The organism is Arenibacter sp. 6A1, from assembly GCF_012272855.1.
Lineage (GTDB): Bacteria > Bacteroidota > Bacteroidia > Flavobacteriales > Flavobacteriaceae > Arenibacter.
The window spans coordinates 25140-51378 of record NZ_JAAXCQ010000007.1 but is presented as its reverse complement, the minus strand read 5'-3'; the positions used below and the strand labels follow the sequence as shown (position 1 = coordinate 51378).

At 39.4% G+C, this 26239-nt stretch carries 19 protein-coding genes; 14 read left to right on the top strand and 5 right to left on the bottom strand.

Annotated elements, in window-relative coordinates; translation table 11 throughout:
• Position 1: 1 nt before the first annotated feature.
• The 9 genes from HCG49_RS07845 (at position 2) to HCG49_RS07805 (ending at position 12726) form a co-directional block, all read left to right on the top strand.
• The gene (locus tag HCG49_RS07845; RefSeq protein ID WP_168468987.1) at positions 2 to 2260 is read left to right on the top strand and encodes a patatin-like phospholipase family protein; all 2259 of its coding nucleotides are present in this window, start codon (positions 2 to 4) and stop codon (positions 2258 to 2260) included.
• 366 nt (positions 2261 to 2626) lie between these two features.
• A complete protein-coding gene (hppD, locus tag HCG49_RS07840; protein WP_168468986.1) occupies positions 2627 to 3769 on the top strand; it encodes a 4-hydroxyphenylpyruvate dioxygenase in 1143 nt (380 codons plus the stop codon).
• Positions 3770 to 4084: 315 nt separating this feature from the next.
• Positions 4085 to 4912 (top strand): DUF3108 domain-containing protein, encoded by an 828-nt coding sequence (locus HCG49_RS07835; protein WP_168468985.1) that lies wholly within the window; start codon positions 4085 to 4087, stop codon positions 4910 to 4912.
• A gap of 3 nt (positions 4913 to 4915) precedes the next feature.
• Positions 4916 to 5878 (top strand): tryptophan 2,3-dioxygenase family protein, encoded by a 963-nt coding sequence (locus HCG49_RS07830; RefSeq protein WP_168468984.1) that lies wholly within the window; start codon positions 4916 to 4918, stop codon positions 5876 to 5878.
• Positions 5879 to 5882: 4 nt separating this feature from the next.
• Complete coding sequence (locus tag HCG49_RS07825) at positions 5883 to 7151, top strand: peptidoglycan DD-metalloendopeptidase family protein (protein ID WP_168468983.1); 1269 nt, start codon at positions 5883 to 5885, stop codon at positions 7149 to 7151.
• Position 7152: 1 nt separating this feature from the next.
• Positions 7153 to 8805: a glucose-6-phosphate isomerase gene (pgi, locus tag HCG49_RS07820; RefSeq protein ID WP_168468982.1), complete on the top strand. Its 1653-nt coding sequence runs from the start codon at positions 7153 to 7155 to the stop codon at positions 8803 to 8805.
• 152 nt (positions 8806 to 8957) lie between these two features.
• Entirely contained in the window at positions 8958 to 11528 is a 2571-nt protein-coding gene (locus tag HCG49_RS07815) for a TonB-dependent receptor (protein ID WP_168468981.1), read from the top strand.
• Between the two features lie 92 nt (positions 11529 to 11620).
• Entirely contained in the window at positions 11621 to 12061 is a 441-nt protein-coding gene (locus HCG49_RS07810; protein ID WP_168468980.1) for a hypothetical protein, read from the top strand.
• A 68-nt stretch (positions 12062 to 12129) separates the two neighbouring features.
• The gene (locus HCG49_RS07805) at positions 12130 to 12726 is read left to right on the top strand and encodes a DUF1080 domain-containing protein (RefSeq protein ID WP_072763394.1); all 597 of its coding nucleotides are present in this window, start codon (positions 12130 to 12132) and stop codon (positions 12724 to 12726) included.
• A gap of 80 nt (positions 12727 to 12806) precedes the next feature.
• Here the strand turns inward: HCG49_RS07805 and HCG49_RS07800 are convergent, their stop codons facing one another.
• On the bottom strand, positions 12807 to 13877 hold the full coding sequence (locus HCG49_RS07800; protein ID WP_168468979.1) for an endonuclease/exonuclease/phosphatase family protein: 1071 nt from the start codon (positions 13875 to 13877) through the stop codon (positions 12807 to 12809).
• A gap of 123 nt (positions 13878 to 14000) precedes the next feature.
• Here HCG49_RS07800 and HCG49_RS07795 point away from each other — a divergent pair, with 123 nt between their 5' ends.
• Together HCG49_RS07795 and HCG49_RS07790 are read left to right on the top strand one after the other, a co-directional pair.
• The gene (locus HCG49_RS07795; RefSeq protein WP_168468978.1) at positions 14001 to 16742 is read left to right on the top strand and encodes a TonB-dependent receptor plug domain-containing protein; all 2742 of its coding nucleotides are present in this window, start codon (positions 14001 to 14003) and stop codon (positions 16740 to 16742) included.
• 86 nt (positions 16743 to 16828) lie between these two features.
• The gene (locus HCG49_RS07790; RefSeq protein WP_240938657.1) at positions 16829 to 18172 is read left to right on the top strand and encodes a DUF5689 domain-containing protein; all 1344 of its coding nucleotides are present in this window, start codon (positions 16829 to 16831) and stop codon (positions 18170 to 18172) included.
• 3 nt (positions 18173 to 18175) lie between these two features.
• Here HCG49_RS07790 and HCG49_RS07785 read toward each other — a convergent pair whose 3' ends face one another.
• Positions 18176 to 18580, bottom strand: a complete 405-nt coding sequence (locus HCG49_RS07785) for a response regulator (RefSeq protein ID WP_168468976.1) — start codon at positions 18578 to 18580, stop codon at positions 18176 to 18178.
• A gap of 15 nt (positions 18581 to 18595) precedes the next feature.
• A complete protein-coding gene (locus tag HCG49_RS07780) occupies positions 18596 to 20803 on the bottom strand; it encodes a PAS domain-containing sensor histidine kinase (RefSeq protein ID WP_168468975.1) in 2208 nt (735 codons plus the stop codon).
• 234 nt (positions 20804 to 21037) lie between these two features.
• On the opposite strand from HCG49_RS07780, the gene HCG49_RS07775 reads away from it, so the two are divergent.
• The 3 genes from HCG49_RS07775 (at position 21038) to HCG49_RS07765 (ending at position 23867) form a co-directional block, all read left to right on the top strand.
• Entirely contained in the window at positions 21038 to 22492 is a 1455-nt protein-coding gene (locus HCG49_RS07775; protein WP_168468974.1) for a catalase, read from the top strand.
• A 68-nt stretch (positions 22493 to 22560) separates the two neighbouring features.
• Complete coding sequence (locus HCG49_RS07770) at positions 22561 to 23040, top strand: ankyrin repeat domain-containing protein (protein WP_168468973.1); 480 nt, start codon at positions 22561 to 22563, stop codon at positions 23038 to 23040.
• A 50-nt stretch (positions 23041 to 23090) separates the two neighbouring features.
• Positions 23091 to 23867 carry an amidohydrolase gene (locus HCG49_RS07765; protein WP_168468972.1) on the top strand — a complete coding sequence of 259 codons (777 nt, stop codon included), beginning with the start codon at positions 23091 to 23093 and terminating at the stop codon, positions 23865 to 23867.
• Here HCG49_RS07765 and HCG49_RS07760 read toward each other — a convergent pair.
• Together HCG49_RS07760 and HCG49_RS07755 are read right to left on the bottom strand one after the other, a co-directional pair.
• A complete protein-coding gene (locus tag HCG49_RS07760) occupies positions 23851 to 25464 on the bottom strand; it encodes an Ig-like domain-containing protein (RefSeq protein ID WP_168468971.1) in 1614 nt (537 codons plus the stop codon). The two genes, HCG49_RS07765 and HCG49_RS07760, sit on opposite strands and share 17 nt — an antisense overlap.
• Positions 25465 to 25517: 53 nt before the next feature.
• Complete coding sequence (locus HCG49_RS07755; RefSeq protein WP_168468970.1) at positions 25518 to 26216, bottom strand: ComF family protein; 699 nt, start codon at positions 26214 to 26216, stop codon at positions 25518 to 25520.
• Positions 26217 to 26239 lie beyond the last annotated feature (23 nt).

Genomic DNA, 26239 nt, shown 5'->3' with positions numbered 1-26239 from the left:
TATGCAAAAATTACTGGCAATACTAAGTCTGTTTCTTTTTTCTCAAATTTTCCACGGACAGGTTCCTAATGAAATTAAGGACCTTAAGGTGGGGCTTGTTTTAAGTGGCGGAGGCGCTAAGGGCTTGGCACATATAGGGGTCTTAAAAGTAATAGAGGAAGCCGGAGTAAGGATCGATTATATTGGCGGTACCAGTATGGGAGCCATCATAGGAGCCCTCTATGCCTCGGGGTATTCTGCAGCGGCCTTGGATTCTATTTTTAGAACTACCGATTTTAATTATTTGATCCAGGATAACTTGCCGAGAAGCGCCAAAACCTTTTATGAAAAGGAAGATTCCGAAAGATATGCCCTGACCTTGCCCTTTAATGGATTTAAAGTATCTATTCCTCAGGCAATTTCGGGAGGACAAAGCGTTTATAATGAATTTGTAAGGTTGTTGTACCACGTGAGGGACGTCAAGGATTTTAGTAAGTTGCAAATTCCGTTTTTCTGTATGGCTACCGATGTAGAAACCGGAGAAGAGGTGCTTTTAAATAAAGGGTACCTGCCCGAAGCTATTTTGGCCAGTGGTACCTTTCCTTCGCTTTTTAAACCTGTAGAAATAGACGGAAGAGTATTGGTCGATGGGGGCGTAGTCAATAATTACCCCATACAGGAAGTGCGCAATATGGGAGCCGATATCATAATTGGGGTCGATGTACAACACGGCCTATCCGATAGAGAAGCCTTACAGACCGCCACCGAAATTTTATTGCAAATAAACAACTATAGGACCGTAAGGGATATGGATAGAAAATCTAAGGAAACCGATATCTATATTACTCCGGATATCAAAAATTTTTCCGTGATAGATTTTGCCCTTGGGAATACCATTATAAAAAATGGCGAGGAGGCTGCCAGGTCAAAACTTCGGGAATTACAGAGAATTGGGGGCAGGACCCTTAATAAGCCCGATAATTTTGTGCCGGCCCATATATCGGATAGTATCTTGATTAATGAAATCATGATTGAAGGAAACAACAATTATTCCAGTGCTTATATCAAAGGGAAGTTAAGGTTCAATACAGACGAGAAGATAACCTTTGCCAAATTAGAACGTGGGATTAATAATTTATCTGCTACCGGAAACTTTAATGCCATAAAATACGAATTGCTTTCCAATGGTAATGGGGTGGGGCTATTTTTAAAACTAAAAGAAAATATGGATAAGATGTCCATACGCCTTGGAGTACATTATGATGATTTGTACAAAAGTTCTGGCCTTATTAACCTGACCAAAAAGAATTTTTTAAGAGATGATGATGTAGCTTCCTTCGATTTTATAATTGGCGACAATCTTAGGTATTATCTAGAATATTATGTAGACCGTGGTTTTTATTGGAGTTTTGGGGTGAACTCTAGGTTTAACGATTTTAGCAAGGAGATAGATTTTTCCTTGATAGAGTCTAATTTCGAAGTCGAGAATAATGCCAATATCCGTAATATAAATTTAGGAGTCACCGACATTACAAACCAAATATACCTGCAAACAGTCCTGGAAGAGGAATTTTCCTTTATTATGGGATTGGAGCATAAATGGTTGCAATACAGCACTAGAACCTTGGGATCTGTAGGAGGTACCAATGATGGCTCCCCGCCTGCTAATTCTAGGACTTATTTTGAAAAGAGTAATTTTTTCAGCACCTACGGCAAACTGACCTATGATACCTATGATGATATCTATTTTCCAAAGAAGGGGCTTTACTTCGATGGAGATTTTCATTATTACATATTGTCTTCTGATTTCAATGATAATTTTAAGGATTTCTCCGTCGGGAGGGCTAAAATGGGTTGGGCATTTTCTGCGGCTAAAAACCTATACCTTAAATTAGAAACAGAAGGCGGATTTAAATGGGGTGTTTCCCCGGTCACCTCCCTCGATTTTGTAATGGGGGGCTACGGCACTAATTTGATCAATAATTTTGTGCCTTTTTACGGCTACGATTTTTTGAGCCTTGTTGGGAATAGTTATGTAAAGGCAACGGCTAGGCTAGATTATGAATTTGTACCAAAAAACCACTTGGTGTTAGCGGCTAATGTTGCGAATATAGACGATGACCTTTTTAGGACTGCAGATTGGTTTAAAGCCCCAAAATATACGGGGTATGCCATAGGGTATGGATTCCAATCTTTTCTGGGCCCCATGCAAGTACTCTATTCCTACTCTCCAGAAAACAAAGACAATAATTTTTATTTCAGTATCGGATATTGGTTCTAAGTATGTTTGGGGTTTTTTGGGTGTATAGGAAGTAGAAACGATTGAAAAAGAAGAGGATAGGTGTAAATATTCGGGATATTTGCTATATTGCTATGGAATAGTGCTCCTAGTGCGTTATAATCCTTAAGTAAGACGGGTTCTTTTAATGTTAAGGATTTTCTCCAAGGGCAAATTAAGATAGCTTAATGATCGGAGGGGAGTGAACAATAAAAATTATGCTGCGATTTAGAATAGATATTACAGCCCACCTTAGGGCAATGTGGTAAGTATAGAGTAAAAAAAAACAGTGCTTTTCAAACTATGGAAAGCTTCTGATATACCGTTTATTCAATATACATTATCTAATAATTTCAAAATTGTAACATCATGGCAACAGTAGATAAATCTTCTTTAAAATTACCAATAGAAAATCCGGAAGCCCAAGACTTTCTTCCTTTATTGGGTACCGATTACATAGAATTGTATGTAGGGAATGCGAAACAATCGGCGTATTACTATATGGCTGCATGGGGTTTTCAGCCCTTGGCCTATGCCGGCTTGGAGACGGGACAAAAAGACAAGGTGTCTTATGTGCTGCAGCAAGATAAAATAAGGTTGGTGCTTAGTTCTCCCCTACAATCGGGAGGAGAAATCAACAGGCATATAGAAGCTCATGGCGATGGCGTTAAAGTAGTGGCCCTATGGGTAGATAATGCTACAAAAAGCCATAAAGAAACTACCGCTAGGGGGGCAAAAAGTTACTTTGAGCCCAAAACCCTAGAAGACCAGAATGGGAAAGTAGTGCTTTCCGGTATTCATACCTATGGGGAAACCGTCCACGTATTTGTTGAAAGAGGCGACTATAAAGGGGTATTTATGCCTGGGTTTAGAAAATGGGATCCGTTTTATAAACCGGCGGAACTGGGGTTAAAATATATTGATCATATCGTTGGAAACGTAGGGTGGAACGAAATGAACAAATGGTGTCAGTTTTATGCCAAGGTAATGGGCTTTGCTCAATTGGTGTCCTTTGATGACAAGGATATTTCTACCGAATATACGGCCCTTATGAGCAAGGTAATGAGCAATGGCAATGGGCGTATTAAATTCCCGATTAATGAACCCGCAGAGGGAAGGAAAAAGTCTCAAATAGAAGAGTATATAGATTTTTATAACGGGGCCGGAGTTCAGCATATGGCCTTGGCAACAGATAATATCATAGAAACGGTAACGGCCCTTAAAAATAGGGGCGTAGAGTTCTTAACGGTGCCTGCCAGTTATTACGAGGATGTTTTGGATCGAGTAGGGCAAATAGATGAGGATTTGGAGCCCTTAAGAGCGTTGGGGATTTTAATAGATAGGGATGATGAAGGGTATTTGCTACAAATTTTTACAAAACCGATTTTAGATAGGCCTACTATGTTTATAGAAATTATTCAAAGGAAAGGCGCAAAATCTTTTGGGAAAGGAAATTTTAAAGCACTCTTTGAAGCAATAGAAAGAGAGCAAGAGGCCCGAGGAACCTTATAAATATATGAATTTTATGCCTTCTAAAGCACTTTTTGTGCCTTAGCTATAAAATACTGTTAATAGAACCGTTAAACTACGTTAAATTTTATTTCAAAACAAATTCTTGTCTTAAATTTGTCCTCGTAAGGGGTGGTTCCCTTACAACTTTAAGTATTGGTTTTTCATAATTTAAAGTTTGGTTGGTTATTTAGGAAAAGCCCAGTTGTAAAACTGGGCTTTTTTTTTTAAGAGTACTTTGGAATAAATTTTGTTAGATATTTATAAATAAAAACGTAGTTTAATCGTTTTTAGTAGTTTTACAAAATCAGAGAAAGTATGAAAAAGATTAGCATTCTACTTATTTTAATTCTAGGGATTTCTATCAACGCCCAAATGTATCGTTCTAACCAAGGCAATAAGCTCGAAGACGTTGAAAAGAAAGAAAAAAAATCTGCTTTTAAACCTGGTGAATGGCTCAAATTTCGCTTGCACTACGGATTTTTGAACGCTAGCTATGCAACACTTCAAGTAAAATCGACAAAAATAGATGGCATTCCCGTATATCATGTGGTTGGAAATGGGAAAACCGTTGGCCTGGCAAGTTTGTTTTTTAAGGTCGATGACACCTATGAAAGCTATTTTGGCAAGGAAGATGGGAGACCCTATAGGTTTATCCGTAAAATTGACGAAGGTGGCTATACCAAGGATATCGAAATAAATTTTGATTACAACAAGGACGTAGCCGTCCTAAACGATAAGAAAAAGGATAAAAAGATTAATTTTACCATCCAGGAAAGTATTCAAGACTTGGTATCGGCCTTTTATTTTCTACGAAATAATTTTGAAGCCGAAGACTTGGTCGAAGGGAAGTCTATTAACTTGGATCTTTTATACGACGATGACGGGGTGTTTCAGTTTAAGCTGAAATATTTAGGCAAGGAAGTGCTGAGAACCAAATACGGCAAAGTCGAATGTTTAAAATTCAGGCCCTACGTACAGTCTGGTCGGGTATTTAAAGAACAAGAAAGCTTAACCCTATGGGTTTCCAATGACGACAATAAAATACCGGTCAGAATCAAGGCCGATTTGGCCGTAGGGTCTATTAAAGCTGATCTGGATGGGTATAATGGCCTAAAGCATCAATTTAAAATAATAATGGATTAAACAATGGATAAGGAGCATATTGATTCCCAGATTTCAAAACTAGAGGAAAAATATAAAGATTCTGGGCAAGACCTAAGCTCTTATTTGGACGGCCTTCTTTATCAACGGTATCTTACCTATTGGGATTATATCAACCTAGATACCTTGTTGAGTATTCAAGTGCCAAGGACACATTTTCCGGATGAGGAAATTTTTATAATGTACCATCAAATTACCGAATTGTACTTTAAACTCATCCTTCACGAGCAAAAACAACTTGTAGACGACAAATCTCAGGACGTCGACTTTTTTATAGAAAAGGCCAATAGGATCAACAGTTATTATAAAGTGTTGATTTCTTCGTTTAGTATCATGATCAAAGGCATGCAACGCGAACAGTTCATGCAGTTTAGGATGGCCTTGTTGCCAGCCAGTGGTTTTCAATCTGCCCAGTACAGAATGATAGAGCTCTATGCTACCCCTATGGAAAACCTGATTCACCACACGGAAAGGGAGCAGTTCTCGAGCCAAAACTCTATAGAGGAATTGTACGAAAGTATTTATTGGAAAAAAGGGGCCACCGATGTGGTAACAGGTGAAAAAACCCTTACCCTAAAGCAGTTCGAGTACCGCTATACACCACGGTTGATAAGGATCGCCAAAGAAGTGCAGCACAGTACAGTATATCATAAATACCAGCAGTTGCCAGAAGCTGCTAGAAACAATAAAGAACTAATAGAAGCGTTAAAAGCCCTAGATGTTAATGCCAATGTAAATTGGCCGTTAATGCATATGGGGTCGGCATATCGTTATCTAACCAAAGAAAATACTGCCATAGACGCTACAGGAGGTACCAATTGGAAAGAATACTTGCCGCCAGGATTCCAGAAAGTGGTGTTTTTTCCGGAGTTATTTTCAAAAGAGGAGTTAAATAATTGGGGGAAGCAATGGGTAGATCATATCTTTAACCCAGAAAAAATAAAATAGTAGAATGCATAAATATTGGGGACTAGCGCTAGGCTTGGCTTTTTTGGTTTCTTGCAAAGATCAAAAGCAGGCAGGAGATGAATTATCGGAAGTCGTAACCATTAAAAAACCGGTCGAAACAAGACAGTTTGGGTTTTTAATGAACGATTTTGAGGTGGTGCAAGATACGATTAGAGATGGAGATAGCTTTGGGGCTATTATGCTTAGAAATAAGATAGACTATCCTAAAATTGCTATGATAGCAGAGACCTATAAAGATACTTTTGACGTTCGAAGAATCGTAAAGGGAAAACCTTATGTGATATTAAAATCGAAGGATAGCACCAATGCTACCGAAGTTTTTATTTATCAGAGCGACCCTATAAATTATACCGTGATAGATTTTAGGGGCGATGTGGTGGCCTACAATAAAAAACAAAAGGTAAAATATGTGACCCGTGAGGCTTCTGGGGTCATTAATTCCTCCTTGTCCGAAGCAATTTTACAACAGGGGATTGATTATAATATTACCAATAGCCTATCGGAAATTTATGCTTGGAGCATTGACTTTTTTAGACTTCAAAAAGGCGATAAATTTAAAGTGATCTACAAAGAAAAATATATAAACGACACCATCTATGCCGGTGCCGGGAGTATTGAAGCTGCTTACTTTGAACATAATGGAGAGCCTTTCTACGCTTTTAATTACGTAACGGATTCTGTAAGGAACATCAGGGAGTACTATGACCATGAGGCCAAGAATTTAAGACGGGCATTTTTAAGGTCACCTGTACAGTTTAGCAGAATTTCTTCGCGATACAACTTAAACAGAAGAATAGCATTTTACGGGAATAAGGTACGTCCTCACAAGGGAACAGATTATGCAGCCCCTATAGGAACACCTATTTTGGCAACTGCCAACGGTACCGTAGAAGAATCTACCAGACGAGGCGGTAACGGAAAATACGTTAAAATTAAACACAACGGTACCTATAGTACCCAGTACCTTCATATGAAGGCCCAAAATGTAAAAAAAGGCCAATACGTCAAGCAGGGCGATGTTATTGGGTGGATCGGGATGACCGGAAATACCAGTGGCCCGCATGTGTGCTACCGTTTTTGGAAAAATGGCCGTCAAGTAGATCCCCTACGTGAAAAATTGCCTACTGCAGACCCTATCGCTGATAGCCTTAAGAAACAGTACCTAGCGCATATTGCCCCTTTTAAGAATCAGTTAGACTGTATAGAATATATAGAAGAACCTAGTGAAGAATTGTTAACCCTTAATGAATAGAATGGCATTACAGCATACAAATCCTACAACAACAAAAGCTTGGGGAAAATTAACCCAGCACCTAGCGGATACTAAAGCAAAAACTTTAAAAGAGTTATTTAAGGAAGACCCAAAAAGAGCCCAAAAACACACTATTAGCTGGAACGATTTTTTAGTCGATTTCTCTAAAAACAGATTGACGCAAGAGACCTTGGATCTCTTGATGGAATTGGCCAATGAGGTAGGGTTGAAAGATGCCATTGAAAAGCAATACGGTGGTGAGACAATCAACCAAACAGAAGATAGAGCTGTTTTGCACACTGCATTAAGAGCAAAAAAATCGGACGTGATTACCCTCGATGGTGTCAATATTGTTTCTGAAGTGTACGAGGTAAAAGCGCAAATTAAAGCCTTTACCGATGCTATTATTTCTGGCGATAAAAAAGGATATACCGGCAAGAACTTTACCGATGTGGTTAATATCGGAATTGGAGGATCGGATCTTGGGCCGGCGATGGTTACCGAAGCGCTTAAATTTTACGGGAATCACTTAAAAATGCATTTCGTAAGCAATGTAGACGGAGACCATGTATACGAAACTTTAAAGGGCTTAGATCCTGAGACAACCTTATTTGTAGTGGTTTCTAAAACCTTTACCACACAAGAAACCCTAAGCAATGCTACCACCATAAAAAAATGGTTTTTAAAGCATGCCAAGCAAGAAGATGTTGCCAAGCATTTTGCGGCGGTTTCTACCAATACTGAAAAAATAGCGGAATTCGGAATTGCTGCTGATAACGTTTTCCCAATGTGGGATTGGGTTGGAGGCCGATTTTCATTGTGGAGTGCCGTTGGACTTTCTATTGCCTTGGCGGTAGGGTACGACCACTTCGATGCGATGTTGGAAGGAGCTAATGACATGGATGAGCATTTTAAAACGGCAGATTTTCAGGAGAATATCCCAGTTGTTTTAGCCATGATCAGTATTTGGTACAATAACTTTTACGGAGCCGAAACCGAAGCAATTATCCCTTACACACAATATTTAAGCCGATTCTCGGCCTATTTACAGCAGGGAATTATGGAGAGTAATGGTAAAAGTGTAGACAGAAATGGAGAACGCGTTACCTATGAAACCGGAACTATTATCTGGGGAGAACCAGGGACCAACTCTCAGCATGCCTTTTTCCAGCTTATTCATCAAGGGACCAAATTAATTCCGGCAGATTTTATCGGATTTAAATCTCCTTTACATGGCGATAACGATCACCATAACAAACTTATGGCTAACTTCTTTGCCCAAACAGAGGCACTTATGAACGGTAAGACATCCGATCAGGTAAATGGTGAGTTAGTGCAAACGAATATGTCAGAAGAAGCCAGGAAGTTATTATTGCCGTTCAAAGTTTTTGAAGGAAATAAGCCTACGAACACCCTTTTGATAGATAAACTTACGCCAAAAAGTCTTGGTGCACTTATAGCTTTGTACGAGCATAAAATATTCGTCCAAGGAATTGTTTGGAACATCTTTAGCTATGATCAATGGGGAGTAGAGCTTGGTAAGCAATTGGCTACAACGGTATTGAATGATATTGAAGGACAAGAAATAGCAGATCATGATGGATCTACCCTGAACCTTCTTGAGACTTTTAAGAACGAGCAGGTAATTTCATAAATTATAACAATAAGTATAACTTATTGTAATTCATTTTATTGGTTTATTTTTTTTGTTAATTTAGCGGCAGCTAATTTAACATTATGGTAACAGATTGTTGTGAAAATTACAGCACTTTTGCTGCCTAATAAAACACTAAATAACTCAATAAAATGAAAAAAATCTATTTCTTTCTTACAGTTTTTCTGTGTACGTTGTCAGCGTTTTCACAGGTAACCATTACGGGTAAAGTATTGGATGGTAGTTTAGGTGGTCCTCTGCCGGGGGCCAACATTCTAATTTCGGGAACTACCATAGGGGTCGCGGCCGACTTTGATGGAAACTTCTCCATTGAAGCTCCGGGCACAAGCGGGACGCTAGTAGTTTCTTATATTGGGTTTATCTCCAAAAGAGTAAAATTTTCCAAGGCTGGGAATATTGGAACTATTAGCCTTATGGAAGATGCTTCACAATTAGAAGGTGTTGTCGTTGTTGGATCGGGTATTATCGATTTAGCCGAGGATAGACAAACACCGATTGCCGTTTCTACTATTAAGGCAAACGAAATTAGGGAGAAAACAGGAAACTGGGACCTGCCCGAAGTTTTAAAATCTACTCCCTCTGTTCAAAATATAAAAGGCGGTGGTTTTGGAGATGGTCAAATGTTCCTAAGAGGATTCGACCAGACCAATACCGCTTTCTTATTAAACGGACAGCCTATCAATGGAATGGAAGATGGAAAAATGTACTGGTCTAACTGGTCTGGAGTATTGGACATAGCCAATGCCGTTCAGGTACAAAGAGGATTGGGATCTTCTAAATTGGCCATTTCTTCTGTCGGGGGAACCGTAAACATTGTGACTAAAACAGTGGACAAGAGAGAAGGAGGATTTTTTCAAACAATGTTAGGGAACGATAATTACGTAAAAACTACTGGCTATTATTCTACTGGCTTAATGGAAAATGGATTGGCCGTTTCTGCCATGTTGGGACATTGGCAAGGCGATGGTTATGTAGATAATACAGGAGGGCAAGGGCAAACGTATTTCTTGTCTTTTGGGTATGTACCAAACGAAAACAATATTTTCAACTTTATTTTAACCGGGGCTCCACAATGGCATGCCGCAGCTGGAACGGATAATTTAAGAACTTTCTTGGATAACGGAAGAAAATACAACTCTTGGAACTTTCACGACGTCGATAGTCCTAATACTTTAAATGGAGGGGCTTATCCAGGAGGTAGAAATATTTATCACAAACCAGTAGCCAACTTAAGCTGGGATTTAAAGTTCAATGAAACTGCATCTTTGTCAACCGTATTATACGGTTCTTTGGGGAGAGGTAGCTTTGCCTCTGTATCTACCGACCGTGGAACAGGAGAACCACTATACGCAAGAGGGTCTAACAATAACCACAACTGGTACGGTTTAGTGTCTAACTTCAATAAGCAGCTTAGCGAAAACCTGAATTTTAATTTTGGAGCTGATGTTCGTTTGTATAAAGGAATACATTTTAGGGACGTAAGGGAGTTTTTAGGTGCTAGTGCTGTATCGGCTTCCAGCAATTACAACGGAGGAGCCTACCAACTGACCAAAACATATGGTGGTATCAATCCATGGAATGTTACTTTTAATCCAAATACAGATCACGCACAGCGTTTTGGTTATGATTATGAAGAATCCATAAACTACGGTGGTGTATTTGGACAATTAGAGTATTCAAAAAATAGTTTCTCGGCATTTTTCCAAGGATCTGCTTCTACACAGTCGCACGTAAGAACAGAATATTTAAATGCTGCTAACCAAGGACAATCGGAAGAATCCGATAAGGTGAACAATCCAGGGTTTAACCTAAAAGGAGGGGCTGCTTATAACCTATCAGATCAAAATATAGTTTTCGTGAATGCTGGGTACTATTCGCGTCAGCCATATCACAGTGATTTGTATATAGACGATAGAAATTCGAACCAATTGAATCCTTTGGCCAAAGAAAATCAGAAAATCACCGGCCTCGAAGGTGGTTACAAGTTTTTGGGTGATGTTATTTCTGCTAACCTGAACGTATATTATACCATCTGGGATAACAGAATAGTATATAGCTCTGACGATACTAATGGAGATAATATTGTCGATGAGTTTACACAGACCAGCCCATTAAAACAAGTGCATTCTGGAGTTGAATTGGAGGTGTTTGCACGTCCTGCTGACGGATTGAATTTTCAAGGATTTGTTTCTGTTGGTAATTGGGAGTACGATGGAAACGTAACCACCACAACTTCGGATGAAAATGGAAATATCCTTTCAACGGGTGACGCAAGTTATATTGACGGGGTGAAAATTGGTCAAGCCGCACAGTTTACTGCTGGGATCAGTGGAGATTACGAAATTTTCCCAAGGTTTAAAGTAGATGCTAACTGGAACTTATACGATAACCTATATGGTTCTACTGATTTTGGAGATTCAGAATTTTCTACCGCCAACAATAGGGGCGCTATTAAATTACCATCGTACAATACGGTAGATTCTGGGGTGTCTTATAGAATGATAGTAGGGAAGAACGAAGATAAATCAATTCAGTTCCGCGTTAATGTCAATAACCTTTTTGACGAATCATACCTAGAAAGCTCTAGGGATAACAGACATGTAAATCCAGGAGATGACGTTTGGAACGGTGTAAATACCGATAACCGAGTGCGCTTTGGTTACGGAAGAACATGGAATGTAAGTTTGCGATATAACTTCTAAAAACATCCTTGTGTTATTTTAGAACCCTGCCCTCCGGCAGGGTTTTTTTATACTTAAAAAGTCAGTACATTTATAGCTAAAATTTTATAACCATGTACGAAACATTATTAAACACACATTCTTATTTGGCCTACATTGTATTGGCCCTTCTTTTTTTAGCTGTTGCCAATGCCATCCTTGGTTTGGTAGGGAAAAAGGACTTTACATTGGAAAAAGATTTGCGAATTAGTCTTTTTGCGCTGATTTTGTCGCACATTCAATTGTTGGTAGGTTTAATATTGTATTTTGTTTCCGCAAATGGACTAAATGCCATCCAGGAATTGGGAATGGGCGGAATGAATGCAGCTGCTCGATTATTGGCGGTAGAACATCCATTTGTTAATATTATTGCCTTGGTTTTAATTACTATTGGTTGGTCTAAACACAAAAAGGTATTGGAAGCCTCTAAGAAATTTAAGCTGATCACTATTTTTTACGGGTTGGGATTGGTATTGATTCTAAGTAGGGTTCCATGGGGCCAATGGCTTAACTAATACACCTTTCAGTAGAGCCTTAGTATATAAATCTATTGTAAACCAACTATAAACTCTAAATTAAAGACATGAAAAAAATTACGTTATTAGTAATGGCTTTGTTGGCCATGCCAATTTTTGCACAGGAAGAATCCCTTTTCAATGGGAAAAACTTAGATGGCTGGAAAGCTTACGGTACCGAAAAATGGTATGTGGAAGACGGTCTTTTAATTTCAGAGAGTGGCCCGGACAAACAATATGGTTACCTGGCAACAGAAAAGGAATATAACGATTTTGAGGTTACCCTAGAATTTAAGCAAGAAGCCAATGGTAATAGCGGAGTGTTTATCCGTTCTACCATAGATGGCACAAAAGTTAGCGGTTGGCAAGTAGAAGTGGCGCCTAAAGGCCTGCACACTGGTGGGGTATATGAATCTTATGGTAGAGGTTGGTTAATTAAACCAGCGGCCGAAAAGGAAAAGGTCCTTAAAGAAGGAGCGTGGAACAAGATGAAGATCCGCGTAGTTGGCGGTACATTGACCTCTTGGTTAAACGGTACCGAAATGATTACGATTACCGATGATAAAATTGCGCAAGGGAGAGGTTCAATTGCCCTTCAAATTCACGATGGTGGCGGAATTAAGGTAAAATGGAGAAATATACAGATACGAGAAATAGTGTACTAAGACCATAAGGAAGAGATTCCTTATTTTGATATTCTTTTAAAACCATGTTCACTGGGAAATTCCAGAAGAACATGGTTTTTTTATTGCCCCTGTACGGACGGTGTCATATGGCGCTCCTCTTTTATAAGTAACAAGTATACGGGAAAATGATCGCTATAGCCCCCGACATAACTCCCGCCAGCATAGGTGCGCAAGGGATAGCCTTTGTATCTGCCATGCTGGTCTACCAAATAAGAAGGGTTGTAGACCCCTGCTTTCCAATATTTATAGCTTCCCTCTGTGTTTTGTAGCATATTTGCGGTGAAAAATAACTGATCGAATAAATTCCATCGATCCCTATAAGCCAAGGTTCCTATCCCTTTTTTGAACAAACGTTCCATCGGATTGAATAGATCATGGGTGGCCAGGTTTTTGGGCTTGCCCTTTGTTTTCAAAATTTTCTTTAGGCTGTCGTCTATCGGATCGTCATTTAAATCGCCCATACTCAATATTTTTGCGTCTGGATGATATCTTATGATAGAATCGATAATACGTTTGTTAAGGGTAGCCGCAGCAATCCTATTGGGCTTGCTTCTGGTTTCTCCGCCACTTCTAGAAGGCCAATGGTTTACAATGAAATGTATTTCCTCCCCATCTAAAAGACCGGCAACCACCAATTGATCGCGGGTATAATCCCGGTCCCCATTATCTTTTTTTAACAGTAACCTATGGCTGCTAAAAGTAATGGGAATAAAAGCCGATTTCTTATATAATAGTCCGACATCTATCCCACGTTCGTCCGGAGAATCAAAATGAATGATGCCATAGCCTTTGTCTATTAAAGTAGGATGCCTGATAAGGTCTTCGAGCACCTGTTGGTTTTCTACTTCGCAAAGGCCGATAATATCGGGAGAACTGTTGGTTTCCTGTGCCCCAATCTCCGCGAGTACCTTGGCGATATTACCTAGTTTTTTCCGATAGCGTTCTAAGGTCCATTGATCCCTGCCAAGGGGCGTTCGGTCATCGTCAAAAGTTAAGGAGTCATTCAAAGTGTCAAATAAGTTCTCCACATTATAAAAGGCAATTGTCCTAACTCTATAGGTATTAGCTATCTGACCTTGTAGGTAAATAGAATTAAGAATTAGGAGGATGCTTATAACAGTTGATTTCATTTCTTTAGGTAATTACTTGTTAAATTAACTATTAAATGGCATAGTTCATAGATTATTTAGATAATAATTGTCTAAAAACGAATATCTTATAAAAGATTGTAGAAGCTGCCAATATTCAATTAAATGAAAAAAAGTTACCTCATATTTTGTTTTATAGTTGGAAACTTCGTTGCCTCGGCCCAGGAAAGTTATATGGTTATTGGCCTGGTAAAGGATCAAGCAAGCAAGGAAAATATTCTACATCTTCAAATTACGATCGAAGGTGTTACCGCTTATAGTTTCAAAGCCTTGGAAGAAAAATTTGAACTGACTATTAAAAAGCCTGGGAATTATATACTATCAATAATTGCCCCAGAATATATGGGGAAAAGAATTCCTATTTTAATTGAAAATAGCGATATAGATGTGGGAACCCTGTATTTGGAAAGGGACATTACTTATGAAAAGGCCGATAATTTAATTATGCTGACGGAGGCCGATATAGAAGACGAAAGAACGGCATCTTATCCCTCAGGAATGCTTCAGGCTACCAAGGATGTTTTCCTAAACCGTGCCGCCTTCGATTTTGGACAGGCATTTTTTAGGGTAAGGGGCTATGGTTCGGAAAATGGGACGGTACTGCTAAACGGGATGCCCATGAATAAGATATTTAATGGTAGACCGCAGTGGAACAATTGGGGCGGACTCAATGATGTTACCAGAAACCAGGAATTTACCCATGGGCTAGTAGCCTCTGACTACTCTTTTGGTGGAATTTTGGGGACAACCAACATAGATACCAGGGCCTCCGGGTTTCGGAAAGGGCTGCGCCTATCTACATCGGCCTCTAATAGGACATATGCCGGGCGACTAATGGCCACCTATTCTTCTGGGAGGAAAAAAAATGGACTTGCTTATAGTGTGTCGGGGTCTAGAAGATGGGCCAAAGAAGGGTATATGGACGGTACTTTATATGATGCCTATTCTTTTTTTACGGCCATAGAGTACCAAATGAACGAGAAGCATAGCCTAAATGCAACCGTTGTCCTTGCTGCTAACCGACGCGGAAAATCTTCGGCGATGACAGCGGAAGTCTTTGAATTATTGGGACGTACTTATAATCCATATTGGGGGTACCAAAATGGGGATATAAGAAATTCTAGGGAACGGAAAATTTTAGAGCCAATAGGGATGCTGAATCATTTTTATAGGTCAGAAAGGTTTAATGTAAACACAGGAATTTCTTATCAATTTGGCACCCTTTCACAAAGCAGGTTGGGATATTTTAATGCGCCCAATCCAGATCCTACCTATTACAGGTATTTACCTAGTTATTATATCGACAGTCCTATTGGCGCCAATTTTATCAGTGCCAATATGGCTAGGGAAGGGATAATTCAGAACCCTCAGCTACTATGGTCCAAGGTTAATGAGGCAAACGCAATGTTGGCCTTAAAGGGTAAGGCAGCCTATGTGTTTTATAAGGATGTTACGGACGAAAAACAGTTTCAGTTTAGTAGTGTAGGGAACTACCGAATAAACGATCGTCTGAAAGTATCTTTTGGGGGCAATTATAGGAGTATCGAATCCGAGAATTACGCGGAAATAGACGATTTGTTAGGGGCACAATTTCACGAGGATAAAGATCCGTTTTCCGAAACCAATAACGATTTGGAGGGGGAAGTGAATAAGATTTCCGGAGATAAGTTCAATTATTTGTATGATCTTAATTCTAGTGTTATAGCAGGATTTTTACAAGCCGAACTGCGCTATCCAAAATGGGAGGGATTTGTGGCAGCGAAGCTGTCCGTGACCGATTATCAAAGAGACGGAAAATTTAAGAACCAGCGGTATTTAGAGAATTCTTTAGGAAAAAGCGATGCGCTTAATTTTTCCAATTATGGCGCTAAGGTTGGGGGTACCTATAAATTAAATGGTCGTCACTGGATGGTTTTGCATGGCGCCTATATGACCAAAGCACCCCTTCTGCAGAATGTTTTCATAAACCCAAGGGAAAACAATCAGACGGTGGGGAAGCTACAAAGTGAGCATGTCGTGACCACAGATTTTAATTACTATTTACGATTGCCCAATGTAACGGCTAGGTTAAGCGGATTTTATACCCGTTTTCAAAATACTACCGATGTTAATTTCTTCTTTGTAGATGCAGGGGTGGGAAGCGATTTTGTCCAAGAAGTAATCACCGATTTGGACAAGTTGCATATGGGCACAGAACTGGGGTTGGAATATCAGGTATCGGCGGCGGTAAAATTAACGATGGTAAGTGCTATAGGCAAGTACCTATATGCAAGTGACCCTTTGGTGAGTATAAATTTTGATACCGCCGGGGCCCAGGAAGATATTATTAATCCGCTTGGGAGTGTCGATTTGGGAACTGCTAAAATAAAGGATTACAAGCTTGCACAAGGCCCGCAGCTGGCCATGGCTTTAGGTGTTGAATACCGAGACCCTAAATATTGGTGGGTAGCCGCAACCACCAATTACCTGACAAATAATTATGCCGGAATATCGACCATCACCAGAACAAAAAGTTTTTATCTAGATCCTGAAACGGGAAGGCCGTTCCCCGAAGCTACGGACGAAAATGTACAAAAACTATTGGCGCAACAAAAACTGGACGATATCTATCTGTTGAATGTGATAGGGGGAAAATCGTGGTTGAGAAAAGGAACCTATATCAGTGTTTTTGCTAGTGTTTCCAATGTTTTCGATGCCGTTTTTAGAACTGGCGGGTATGAGCAAAGCAGAAATGGAAACTTTGGGCAATGGCAACAGGACAATTTAAGCGGTAGTCCTTCTTTTGCCCCTAAATATTGGTATGGCTATGGGCGTTCCTTTTTTTTAAATTTTGCCATAAGCTTTTAAGGGTTGCCTAGGGTTAATGGTAAAAAGATTTATAATTAAAACTAATAATGCTAGTCATGATAAGGAGAAATATAAGACTATTCCGGATGTTACTATTCCTTCTTGGACTGTGCATTGTATGGGCTTGCGTAAAGGACTCTAATTTTAACGCTCCTCAAAAGGCCTGTGAGACGGCCCTACAGGCAAATATCTCCTTCGATGAAATAAAATCCATGTATACCGATGGGGTGATTCAGTTTCATGACGATTTGGTCATGGAGGGGGTTGTGATTTCTTCCGATTTGGCATCCAATTTTTTTGGAACGCTTCATTTTCAAGACAAGGCCAAGGATCCTAGCTCGGGGCTGCAAATAGAAATAGACTTAAGGGATTCCCATTTGTTTTATGAGGAGGGCAGCAAGATACTTATTCGCTTAAAAGGGCTTTATTTGGGGAGCAGTAAAGGCGTTTTAAAACTTGGAGGCGTATTCTCTTCTTTTGGAAATTTATCGGTAGGCCGATTACCAGCGGCGGTAGTAGCCCAACATATCATTAAAGCTTGCGATAAACCGGGAGACATTACCCCAATGGAAATTACCATGGGGCAATTGTCAGATAAACATATAAATACCTTGGTTTTAATTAAGGATGTACAGATAATATCGGAAGAATTAGGGCTTCCTTTTGCTGTTAAGGAAGAGGAGACCCTTAGGACCTTAACCAATTGCAAGGGCGATAAATTATCGCTTAAAAATAGTGGATATGCCGACTTTCAAGCAAATTTATTGCCGGAAGCTAGGGGTTCAATAGTGGGGGTAATCCTAAAGGAACACAAAGATTTTCTATTGGCGATACGCAACACAGAGGACATTGTTTTTACCGAAGAGAGATGTGAAAAAATACAGGATGAATTTACCTCTAATCTTATTTTTATTTCCGAATTGGCAGACCCCAATAATAATACGGAAGCTAGGTTTGTGGAGTTGTATAATGCTGGTTCCGAGCCCTTGAGTTTAAAAGGATGGAAATTGAATCGTTATACGAATGCCAATACCGAAATTAGTGCTACTATAAATTTGACGGACTATAGTATCGGGGCAAAAAGTACCTTTCTGATTTCGCCAAATGCTGCCGAATTCTTAACGGTTTATGGGTTTAGTCCGGATTTTTCGGGAGCCGCAAATGGTCCTGCAGATTCTAATGGGGACGATAATTTGGAATTGGTAGATCCGTTTGGGGTTGTCATAGATCGTTTTGGGGTGGTAGGGGAAGATGGCTCGGGCACTAATCATGAGTTTGAAGATGGCCGAGCATTGCGCAATGAGAATATTAATGCGGGAAATTCCGAGTATACGTTTTCGGAATGGACCATCTATAACGATACCGGAGCCAGTGGCACCATTAATTTGCCGCAAAATGCGCCGGAGGACTTTAGTCCAGGGATCAGATAATTATTAAAGTTTTATTTCAGATAAGACTTTTGTCAAATCTTCTGGCTTTATGGGTTTTAATATATAGTTGTTTACAATGCTATATTCCTTAGCACGGATAATATCACGGGGGTTCACCGAGGAACTTACGATGAAAATGGTCACAGAGTCAGTGTTGTAATTGGGGATTTTAATAAAATTCTCCAAAAACTCCCACCCGTCCATAATCGGCATGTTTAAATCTAAAAAAATCACGGAAGGTATTTGTTGTCCTGCTTCAACCATGGAGGTGATACCGTCTATAGCTTCTTGACCGTTGTGATAAACTTCTATAGTTTTAGCAAAGTTTACCTTTTTCATAGATCTTTTCATTCCAAATACAGAAATGGGGTCATCGTCTATGATACAGCTATGGTTAAATGTCATCATGATATTTTTTTGTTTTTAATGGGGGTTGTTGGCCGATAATAAAGAAATTATAAAAGTAGTGCCTTCATCGACCTTACTTCTTACTTGTATTTTGCCGTTCATAGCCTCTATTTGATTTTTGGTAATGAATAAGCCTATTCCTTTAGCGTCTTTGTGCTTATGGAAGGTTTTATACATTCCAAAAATCTTGTCTCCATGTCTGTCCAAATCAATCCCCAAGCCGTTGTCCGTAAATTCTAGGGTAACCATATCGGCTGTTTTTTTTGCAGTGATATTGATTATGGGGGTACGGTCTGGACTGCAATATTTAATACTGTTGGTAAAGAGGTTTAGCAATATGCTGTCTAAATAGGCTGGAACTGCCTTAATTTTTTCGTCTTTGTTGATATCAATTTTACATTGAACCTTGCTTTCTTTTAGCAAACCACTGATATTTTTCACTACGCTGTGAATGCCTTCCAATAAACTTAAGTCTTGTAATTGGTCTTGTACATCGGTTTTTATTGAAATAACTTCATTTAAATGTTGAACGGTTTCATTTAAACTTTCGCTAGCATCCAATATCATGTTTTCCAGTAATTTCCGTTCTTCCTTGTCCTCTTCTTCCATTAAATAATTGATCAGCATGGACAGGTTAGACGAAGGCGATCTTAAATTATGGGAAACGATATGGGCAAAGTTGGTCAGGCTCTCGTTTTGGCTTTTGCTGACTTTTAATAATTCATTAGATTTTTTAGTAGCTTCTATTCTAGAAGTGATATCGAGGATTTGGGAGATAAAATGGGAAATGTTGCCTGAAATATCTTTTACGGCTGTTACCGTCAATATTATATAGACGATATGTCCCTTTTTATGAAAATATCTCTTTTCTAATTGGTAGCTATCACTTTTTCCGTCTAACAGTGCCTGCAAATATTCTAAATCCTCATCTAAATCATCGGGATGGGTAATATCCTGAAAAGTTAGTTGCATCATTTCTTCTCGGGTATAACCTAAACTTTTACAGAGGCTCTCGTTAACGTCTAGCCAAGAACCATCGACGCCTACCAAGGACATCCCTACGGCAGAAGATTCAAAACTACCTTTTAAGGATGCTAGACTTTTATCGAGTTTTAATTGGGTATTCACCAATTCTGTGATATCCCAATTGGTCCCTACCATTTTAATTATGTTTCCATCCTCATCCTCTTGCATGGTAGCAATGGCTCGTATATGTCGTATGTTGTCAAAAGGGAGGAGTATTTTAAACTGGGTCTTAAATTCTTTTTCCCCTCTAAGGGCCATACCTACTTCTAAAAGAACTCTCTTTTTGTCATCGGGATGTATGCAAGAATGCCAAGCTTCGAAACTTATGGTAAAACTTTCTTTTTTTACACCGTATAAGGCGTACATTCGATCGTCCCACGATATGGTATTATCCCCTAGGTGATACTCCCAAATACCTACATTGGCTGCTGCAGTTGCTATTTTTAATCGTTCTACAATGATTTCGTTTTCGAGCTCTGCTCTCTTTATAGTATCTATATCTTGAAAAACACCAAAAAGACGTACAATTTTACCGTTGATAAATTCGGGTACACCTTTAGCTCTTACCCATAGGTCTTTGCCACTAGCCGTAACAATCTGTACTTCAGTATCCCAGGATTGTCCCTTTTCAATGGCATTCTCTATAAATTTACCGATCCTTTCCCTAGGTTCTCCTTCTTTGTAAAACTGCATAGCAGTATCTATAGAGGGAACATAGGATAAGGGTACTTCATGGATTTCCTTGGTAATATCGGACCATTGAATAGTGTTGGTAATGAGGTCTAATTCCCACCCACCGATTCGTGCCACATTTTGCGTGGTTTCTAAAAGTTCTTTGGTGCGTTTAAGGGTTGTAATATTTTCACTGTTTATTATAAGTCCAGAAACATTTCCCTCCCTATCTTTCCATGGTTTTACCCGCCATGCGTACCATTGACTACTTCCGTTTGGCTTGGTATGCTGTTGTTCTATTTTGGTAACAACAGATTGCTTTAAGCAATTTTTTAGAATATTTTTAAAAATGATAGGGGTGTAAGGAACTACATCAAAAAATGATTTGCCCCGGATATCTTCTTTCGGGATCCCTAACTCTTCGAACCAAATATTGGAATAGGTTATAAAATTAAACTCCTTATCAACCATAGCAATGGCAACAGGGGCATCTTTAAGGGTTAATATAGAAGCAAGAGTATCCAATAGGGAACGTTAAAAGAGTTAGTTGTGTTTACTGGTTAGGCAAGGTACCATTATATCGGGTTTTATACAAGTAGGTTATTTTAAATACATAAGAATAGTTGGTGCAGGTATAAACTGTTGCATTATAGTGAATTAATATGATTTTGTCGCGAGGTCGATGAATTATTTCGTAATTTTAGGAAAAGCATGTTTAATACCGTTGTCACTATGGCAATTGACTAAAAAATATAAAAAATGAAAAAGAAATTAACGACTACGGCAGGTGCTCCGGTTTCTAACAACCAACGTTCACAAACTGCTGGCCAACGAGGACCTGTTTTAATGCAGGATTATAAATTGTTCGAAAAATTGGCACACCAAAATAGGGAAAGAATTCCAGAGAGGGTGGTACACGCTAAAGGTTGGGGAGCCATGGGTACCTTTACGGTCACCAATGATATTTCTAAATATACAAGAGCCAAAATATTTTCCAAAGTAGGGAAACAAACAGAAATGTTGGCCCGTTTTTCTACCGTGGCAGGAGAAATGGGAGCGGCCGATACCGAAAGGGATGTACGCGGTTTCTCGCTTAAGTTTTATACGGAGGAGGGAAATTGGGATCTGGTAGGGAATAATACCCCTGTTTTTTTCTTAAGGGATGGTTATAAATTTCCAGATTTTATCCATACCCAAAAACGTCATCCTAAAACAAACTTAAGGTCTCCAGAAGCTATGTGGGATTATTGGTCCTTATCTCCCGAAAGTTTACACCAAGTAACTATCCTTATGTCGGATAGGGGGATTCCAAAAGCGCCAATGTTCATGAATGGTTATGGTTCGCATACCTATAGTTTTTGGAATAACGAAGGGGAACGGTATTGGGTAAAGTTTCATTTTAAAACACAGCAGGGGCACAAACACTATACCAATGAAGAAGCCGCAAAGGTGATAGGGGAAACCAGGGAGAAATATCAGGAAGAACTTTTTGGGGCTATAGAACGGAAAGAATTTCCTAGGTGGAAATTAATGATACAGATAATGCCGGAAGCCGAAGCCGAAAAAACACCATATAATCCTTTCGATTTAACCAAGGTATGGCCACATGGCGATTATCCTTTGATTGAGGTGGGTGTAATGGAGTTGAATAAGAATCCGGAAAACTATTTCCAATACGTAGAGAATGCAGCCTATTCCCCGTCCAATATTGTACCTGGAATCGGTTTTTCTCCGGATAAGGTTTTGCAAGCTAGGATTTTTTCCTATGCCGATGCACACCGATATCGATTGGGGACCCATTATGAAGCCTTGCCCGCCAATGCAGCCAAGGCGCAGGTAAATCACTATAATAAGGATGGGGCCATGCGATTCTTTACCAATGATTTTGGGAATCCAGATGCTTATTACGAACCTAATTCCAAAGGAGGGCCTGTGGAAGATCATAGTTTTGAAGAGCCACCAATGAAAATCAGCGGAGATATTAGACGCTTTGAAGAGAATGATACTTTTGGCGAATACAAACAGCCAGGAGATCTGTTCAGGCTCTTTAATAAGGAACAAAAGGAACGCCTCTTTAGCAATATCGCAACTGCCATGAACGGGGTTTCCATGGAAGTGATCAAACGGCAATTAGCGCATTTTGACAAGGCCGATCCCGACTACGGAAATGGAGTGAGAAAAGCCTTGGGAATTAGTGAATTGGCGAACTATTAATAATAGCATAAAAAGAATAAAAACTGTTCCCTAAAATTAAGGAGAACAGTTTTTTTAATTGGAAGAAGATGAAAAATGATATAGAATCTTTTTTTAGCGTCATACGAAACGGGGAAACAGCAGATGTGGTTCGGATGATTTCTGAAAATCCTGACTTGATACATGCCAGGGATGAGCGAGGAACAACGCCTCTAATACTGGCCACTTACTACGATAGGGGAGAAATTGCCAATGAACTGATCCGGAAAGGGGCTGAGGTAGATGCCAAGGATGCTTCTGGGAATACTGCCCTGATGGGAGTATGCTTTAAAGGGTTTACCTCGGTAGCAAAAAATCTTATAGAAAAAGGAGCCGACGTAAATGCGAGAAATGCTATGGGAGCCAGCTGCCTTATTTACGCAGCTACCTTTAATAGAGAAGTCATTGCTAAACTTCTTATAAAACACGGTGCCGATAAAGAACTAAAAGATGCCCGTGGCAATTCTGCCCTAGATCATGCCAGAATGCAAGGGTTGCCATCCTTAATGGAATTGCTGGGAAACACGTAAATTAGATGCCAAAAATGCAGTCGTACTAAGGTACGCTAATAACTTATAATATGGGGAATGAGCTTAAAGTAGCCTTGGTGCAATCTTCTTTGGTATGGGAAAATCCCGATCAGAATAGAACAAATTTTAAAAAACAGATCGCAGCGATTTCTAAAGACACCGATCTGGTTATTTTGCCAGAGATGTTTACGAGCGGATTTACCATGCATCCGGAAAATATGGCGGAGGACGAAGGGTACAACACCCTTCTATGGATGCAGCAAGTGGCCAAAGAACACCATATGGCCATAGTGGGCAGTGCTGCTTATTATGAGAATGGTACTTATACCAACCGCCTGTTATTTGTAACACCAGATGGAGATTGCTCCTATTATGATAAACGACATACCTTTACTTTGGCTGGGGAAAACCAGGTATATGCTGCGGGGAAAAACAAATTGATCCTTCATTATAAGGGATTTAAAATATGTCCCCTCATATGTTATGATTTACGTTTTCCGGTATGGGCAAGAAATGTTGAAGAATACGATATTTTAATTTATGTCGCTAATTGGCCTAAGCAAAGAATCGTGGCATGGGATACCCTGCTAAAAGCAAGAGCCATAGAAAACATGGCTTATGTTATCGGGGTCAATAGAATAGGCCTAGACAATAACGGACACGAATATTCCGGGCATTCTGCGGTGTACGATCTTCTTGGTCATCCATTAGTGTTTTCGGACCGAGAAGAGGTTCTGTATGCCTCCCTGACCCGAGCGCATATCACCAAGGTCAGGAAGGAATTAAAATTTTTGGACGATAGGGACGGCTTTACTTTAAAAGGGTAAAGGTCTGTTCGAGTTCCCAATTAGCTCTTACCTCCAATATTGTTGGGTAATAGCTAACTTTTTCGGGCTGTAACTTTTGAAGGTAGTTTCCGGTATCCCACTTTTGGTTGCCATTGGTGTCGTGAATAACCCTAATGACATACTTTGCCGGTTCTATATGGCTAAATTCGAGCACTCCTGGTTTTGTGGCAAACAATTCTTTTTTGGTGACCCCCTTTTCATCGGTGAGCTGCGCAATAAGTGGATAAGTAACTTCGCCTTCTAAGGTAAGTCTTAGATTCCCCAAATCGGCAAGACTTTGTGTGGTAAAAGGGTATAATAAGGTATCGTTTACTGTGCCGAAAAAATCCTCAATGGCACCGGGAAGGAGTTTTAGATCGTACTTTTCATTTGGCTCTAAATCAAAGGAAATCGCTACTGTATTGTCTTTTCTGTCTAAGGTCGGATGCATTTTAACCGTGGAAGAGTCCTTTCGCATCATACTTATTTTGGTAGAGTCTATATTAGTAATAGGGGTGTTGGAGGTAATATAAAGTGGATTTCCGAATTTTAGAGTTCCCCTTTGGTTGGGCTGTAAATTTAAAGTGTCCATACCTACTTTTCTGGTTTTCACAGAAAAGGTGTCTCTTAATTTTTCCTTAGTATTGGTGACCATAAAAACGATGGAATCGGTTTTAAAGGGCGTAAACCAAAAATTTAAGGTATCCTTTTTGGGTTCTTTGGTCACCAATGTTTTTACCGTATCGGGCAATTTGGTCAGCGGGGTAATTTCTATATCTTTCCCAAGACCTTGATAGCCAAATATAATTTTATTCCTAGAAGCAAAATTGGGCACCGAAATACTGTAATCTGGAATTTCCTTAAATAAAGTCAGCAAGTAAATGGAATCGGTCGGTAAACTTACCGTATCCTTTATAAAGGCGATTTTATCGGTTTTTTGATCAAAAATATTGTTTTTCGCCTCGTCCTTTAGTCCGAAAATGGCATACTTGCCTTCTTTTAAGTTTTTTAGGTGAAAAATAGTGGTACTGTCCAAGGTGTTGGTGAGGTAGTTAGGCGGACGCTTGTAAATGGTAGAATCCGTATAAGTACTATCTATCTCATAAAGCATTACACTGATAAAGGTGTCGGCATTTTTATGAAAACCGTCCTTGACCACCCCAGAAACCGATAAGGAATCTATATAGTCTCCGGTTGAAAACACATAGGATAAAAAACGATTGGGGTTTCCTTCATTATTATCAATGATGCTTTGCCCAAAATTAAAGGTGTAGGTAGTGTTTTGTTTTAGGGTGTCTTTGATGATAATTTCTACAAACTTACTTGGAGAACCTTGAGGAGAAATTAATGGAGTATATTTTAAAGGGGGAGAAATAATTAACTGGTTTTGTACGTCCTTTAGTTTTATGTACTCGTCAAAGTACAATCTGATTTTTTTCTCTTTAAAATTAACAGACATATTTTTTGGTTCTGCCCGTATCAGTTTTGGCGGGGTAATGTCCTTATCGCCACCACTTGGCGCACCTCTTCTAGCACACTGAACAAAAGCAGAAATGGATAAAAATAAAAAGAGAAATCCTAAAATTCGTTGCATCATAACAATTACAAAAATGTTTAACAAAGAAACAACTAATTTGGAGAAATCTAAAATTATAACACTACGGCCATAGCGCCCAGATACAGTTTTATTCCAGGGGTTTCCCCAAGGGTTTTGGCACATACTTCCATGGTGGCCCCAGTGGTGATGACATCGTCTACCAAGAGCACGTTTTTATTGCTAAGGAAATTTGGATCGCTAAGGATATAGAGAGATTGTTTTTGCTGCCATCTATGGATCCTTGTCTTTTTGGTCTGGGTCCTGGTATTGGTCGTTTTTATTAGAATATGGTCTATGTACTGGGCATCGATATGTTCGGCAATTTTCTGGGCAAATAAGGCTACTTGGTTGTAGCCCCGTTTTTTTAATTTGTTTTTGTGCAAGGGAACGGCAATAACATAATCGATATGTGCCAAGGAATTGTTTTCCTTTAAAATATGTCCATACCAGTCCCCTAAAAATTGACCTATCTGGACCTGGTTTTTGTACTTTAAATAATGGATGAGGTTTTTAACGATGCCATTTTCGGTGAAAAAAAGGAAGGAACTGGCCTTTTCAATGGCCACTCGACCGTAGAAAATGCGGTCTACCGGATTCTCTATCTCATAATTGTACTCGGTAAGGGGTAATTGATTCCGACAAATGGTGCAAATATGCTCTTCTCCTCTAATTAATAGCGCATTACATCCAAAACATTGCCTAGGGAAAAGAATAGAATTGATATCATTTATTATATTTGAAATATAGCCCATACCAAATCTTAATTACTAATAAC

Coding starts and splice junctions, on each gene's coding strand:
- HCG49_RS07845 (WP_168468987.1), top strand. CDS start 2: ATGCAAAAATTACTGGCAATACTAAGTCTGTTTCTTTTTTCTCAAATT.
- hppD (WP_168468986.1), top strand. CDS start 2,627: ATGGCAACAGTAGATAAATCTTCTTTAAAATTACCAATAGAAAATCCG.
- HCG49_RS07835 (WP_168468985.1), top strand. CDS start 4,085: ATGAAAAAGATTAGCATTCTACTTATTTTAATTCTAGGGATTTCTATC.
- HCG49_RS07830 (WP_168468984.1), top strand. CDS start 4,916: ATGGATAAGGAGCATATTGATTCCCAGATTTCAAAACTAGAGGAAAAA.
- HCG49_RS07825 (WP_168468983.1), top strand. CDS start 5,883: ATGCATAAATATTGGGGACTAGCGCTAGGCTTGGCTTTTTTGGTTTCT.
- pgi (WP_168468982.1), top strand. CDS start 7,153: ATGGCATTACAGCATACAAATCCTACAACAACAAAAGCTTGGGGAAAA.
- HCG49_RS07815 (WP_168468981.1), top strand. CDS start 8,958: ATGAAAAAAATCTATTTCTTTCTTACAGTTTTTCTGTGTACGTTGTCA.
- HCG49_RS07810 (WP_168468980.1), top strand. CDS start 11,621: ATGTACGAAACATTATTAAACACACATTCTTATTTGGCCTACATTGTA.
- HCG49_RS07805 (WP_072763394.1), top strand. CDS start 12,130: ATGAAAAAAATTACGTTATTAGTAATGGCTTTGTTGGCCATGCCAATT.
- HCG49_RS07800 (WP_168468979.1), bottom strand. CDS start 13,877: ATGAAATCAACTGTTATAAGCATCCTCCTAATTCTTAATTCTATTTAC.
- HCG49_RS07795 (WP_168468978.1), top strand. CDS start 14,001: ATGAAAAAAAGTTACCTCATATTTTGTTTTATAGTTGGAAACTTCGTT.
- HCG49_RS07790 (WP_240938657.1), top strand. CDS start 16,829: ATGTTACTATTCCTTCTTGGACTGTGCATTGTATGGGCTTGCGTAAAG.
- HCG49_RS07785 (WP_168468976.1), bottom strand. CDS start 18,580: ATGATGACATTTAACCATAGCTGTATCATAGACGATGACCCCATTTCT.
- HCG49_RS07775 (WP_168468974.1), top strand. CDS start 21,038: ATGAAAAAGAAATTAACGACTACGGCAGGTGCTCCGGTTTCTAACAAC.
- HCG49_RS07770 (WP_168468973.1), top strand. CDS start 22,561: ATGAAAAATGATATAGAATCTTTTTTTAGCGTCATACGAAACGGGGAA.
- HCG49_RS07765 (WP_168468972.1), top strand. CDS start 23,091: ATGGGGAATGAGCTTAAAGTAGCCTTGGTGCAATCTTCTTTGGTATGG.
- HCG49_RS07760 (WP_168468971.1), bottom strand. CDS start 25,464: ATGATGCAACGAATTTTAGGATTTCTCTTTTTATTTTTATCCATTTCT.
- HCG49_RS07755 (WP_168468970.1), bottom strand. CDS start 26,216: ATGGGCTATATTTCAAATATAATAAATGATATCAATTCTATTCTTTTC.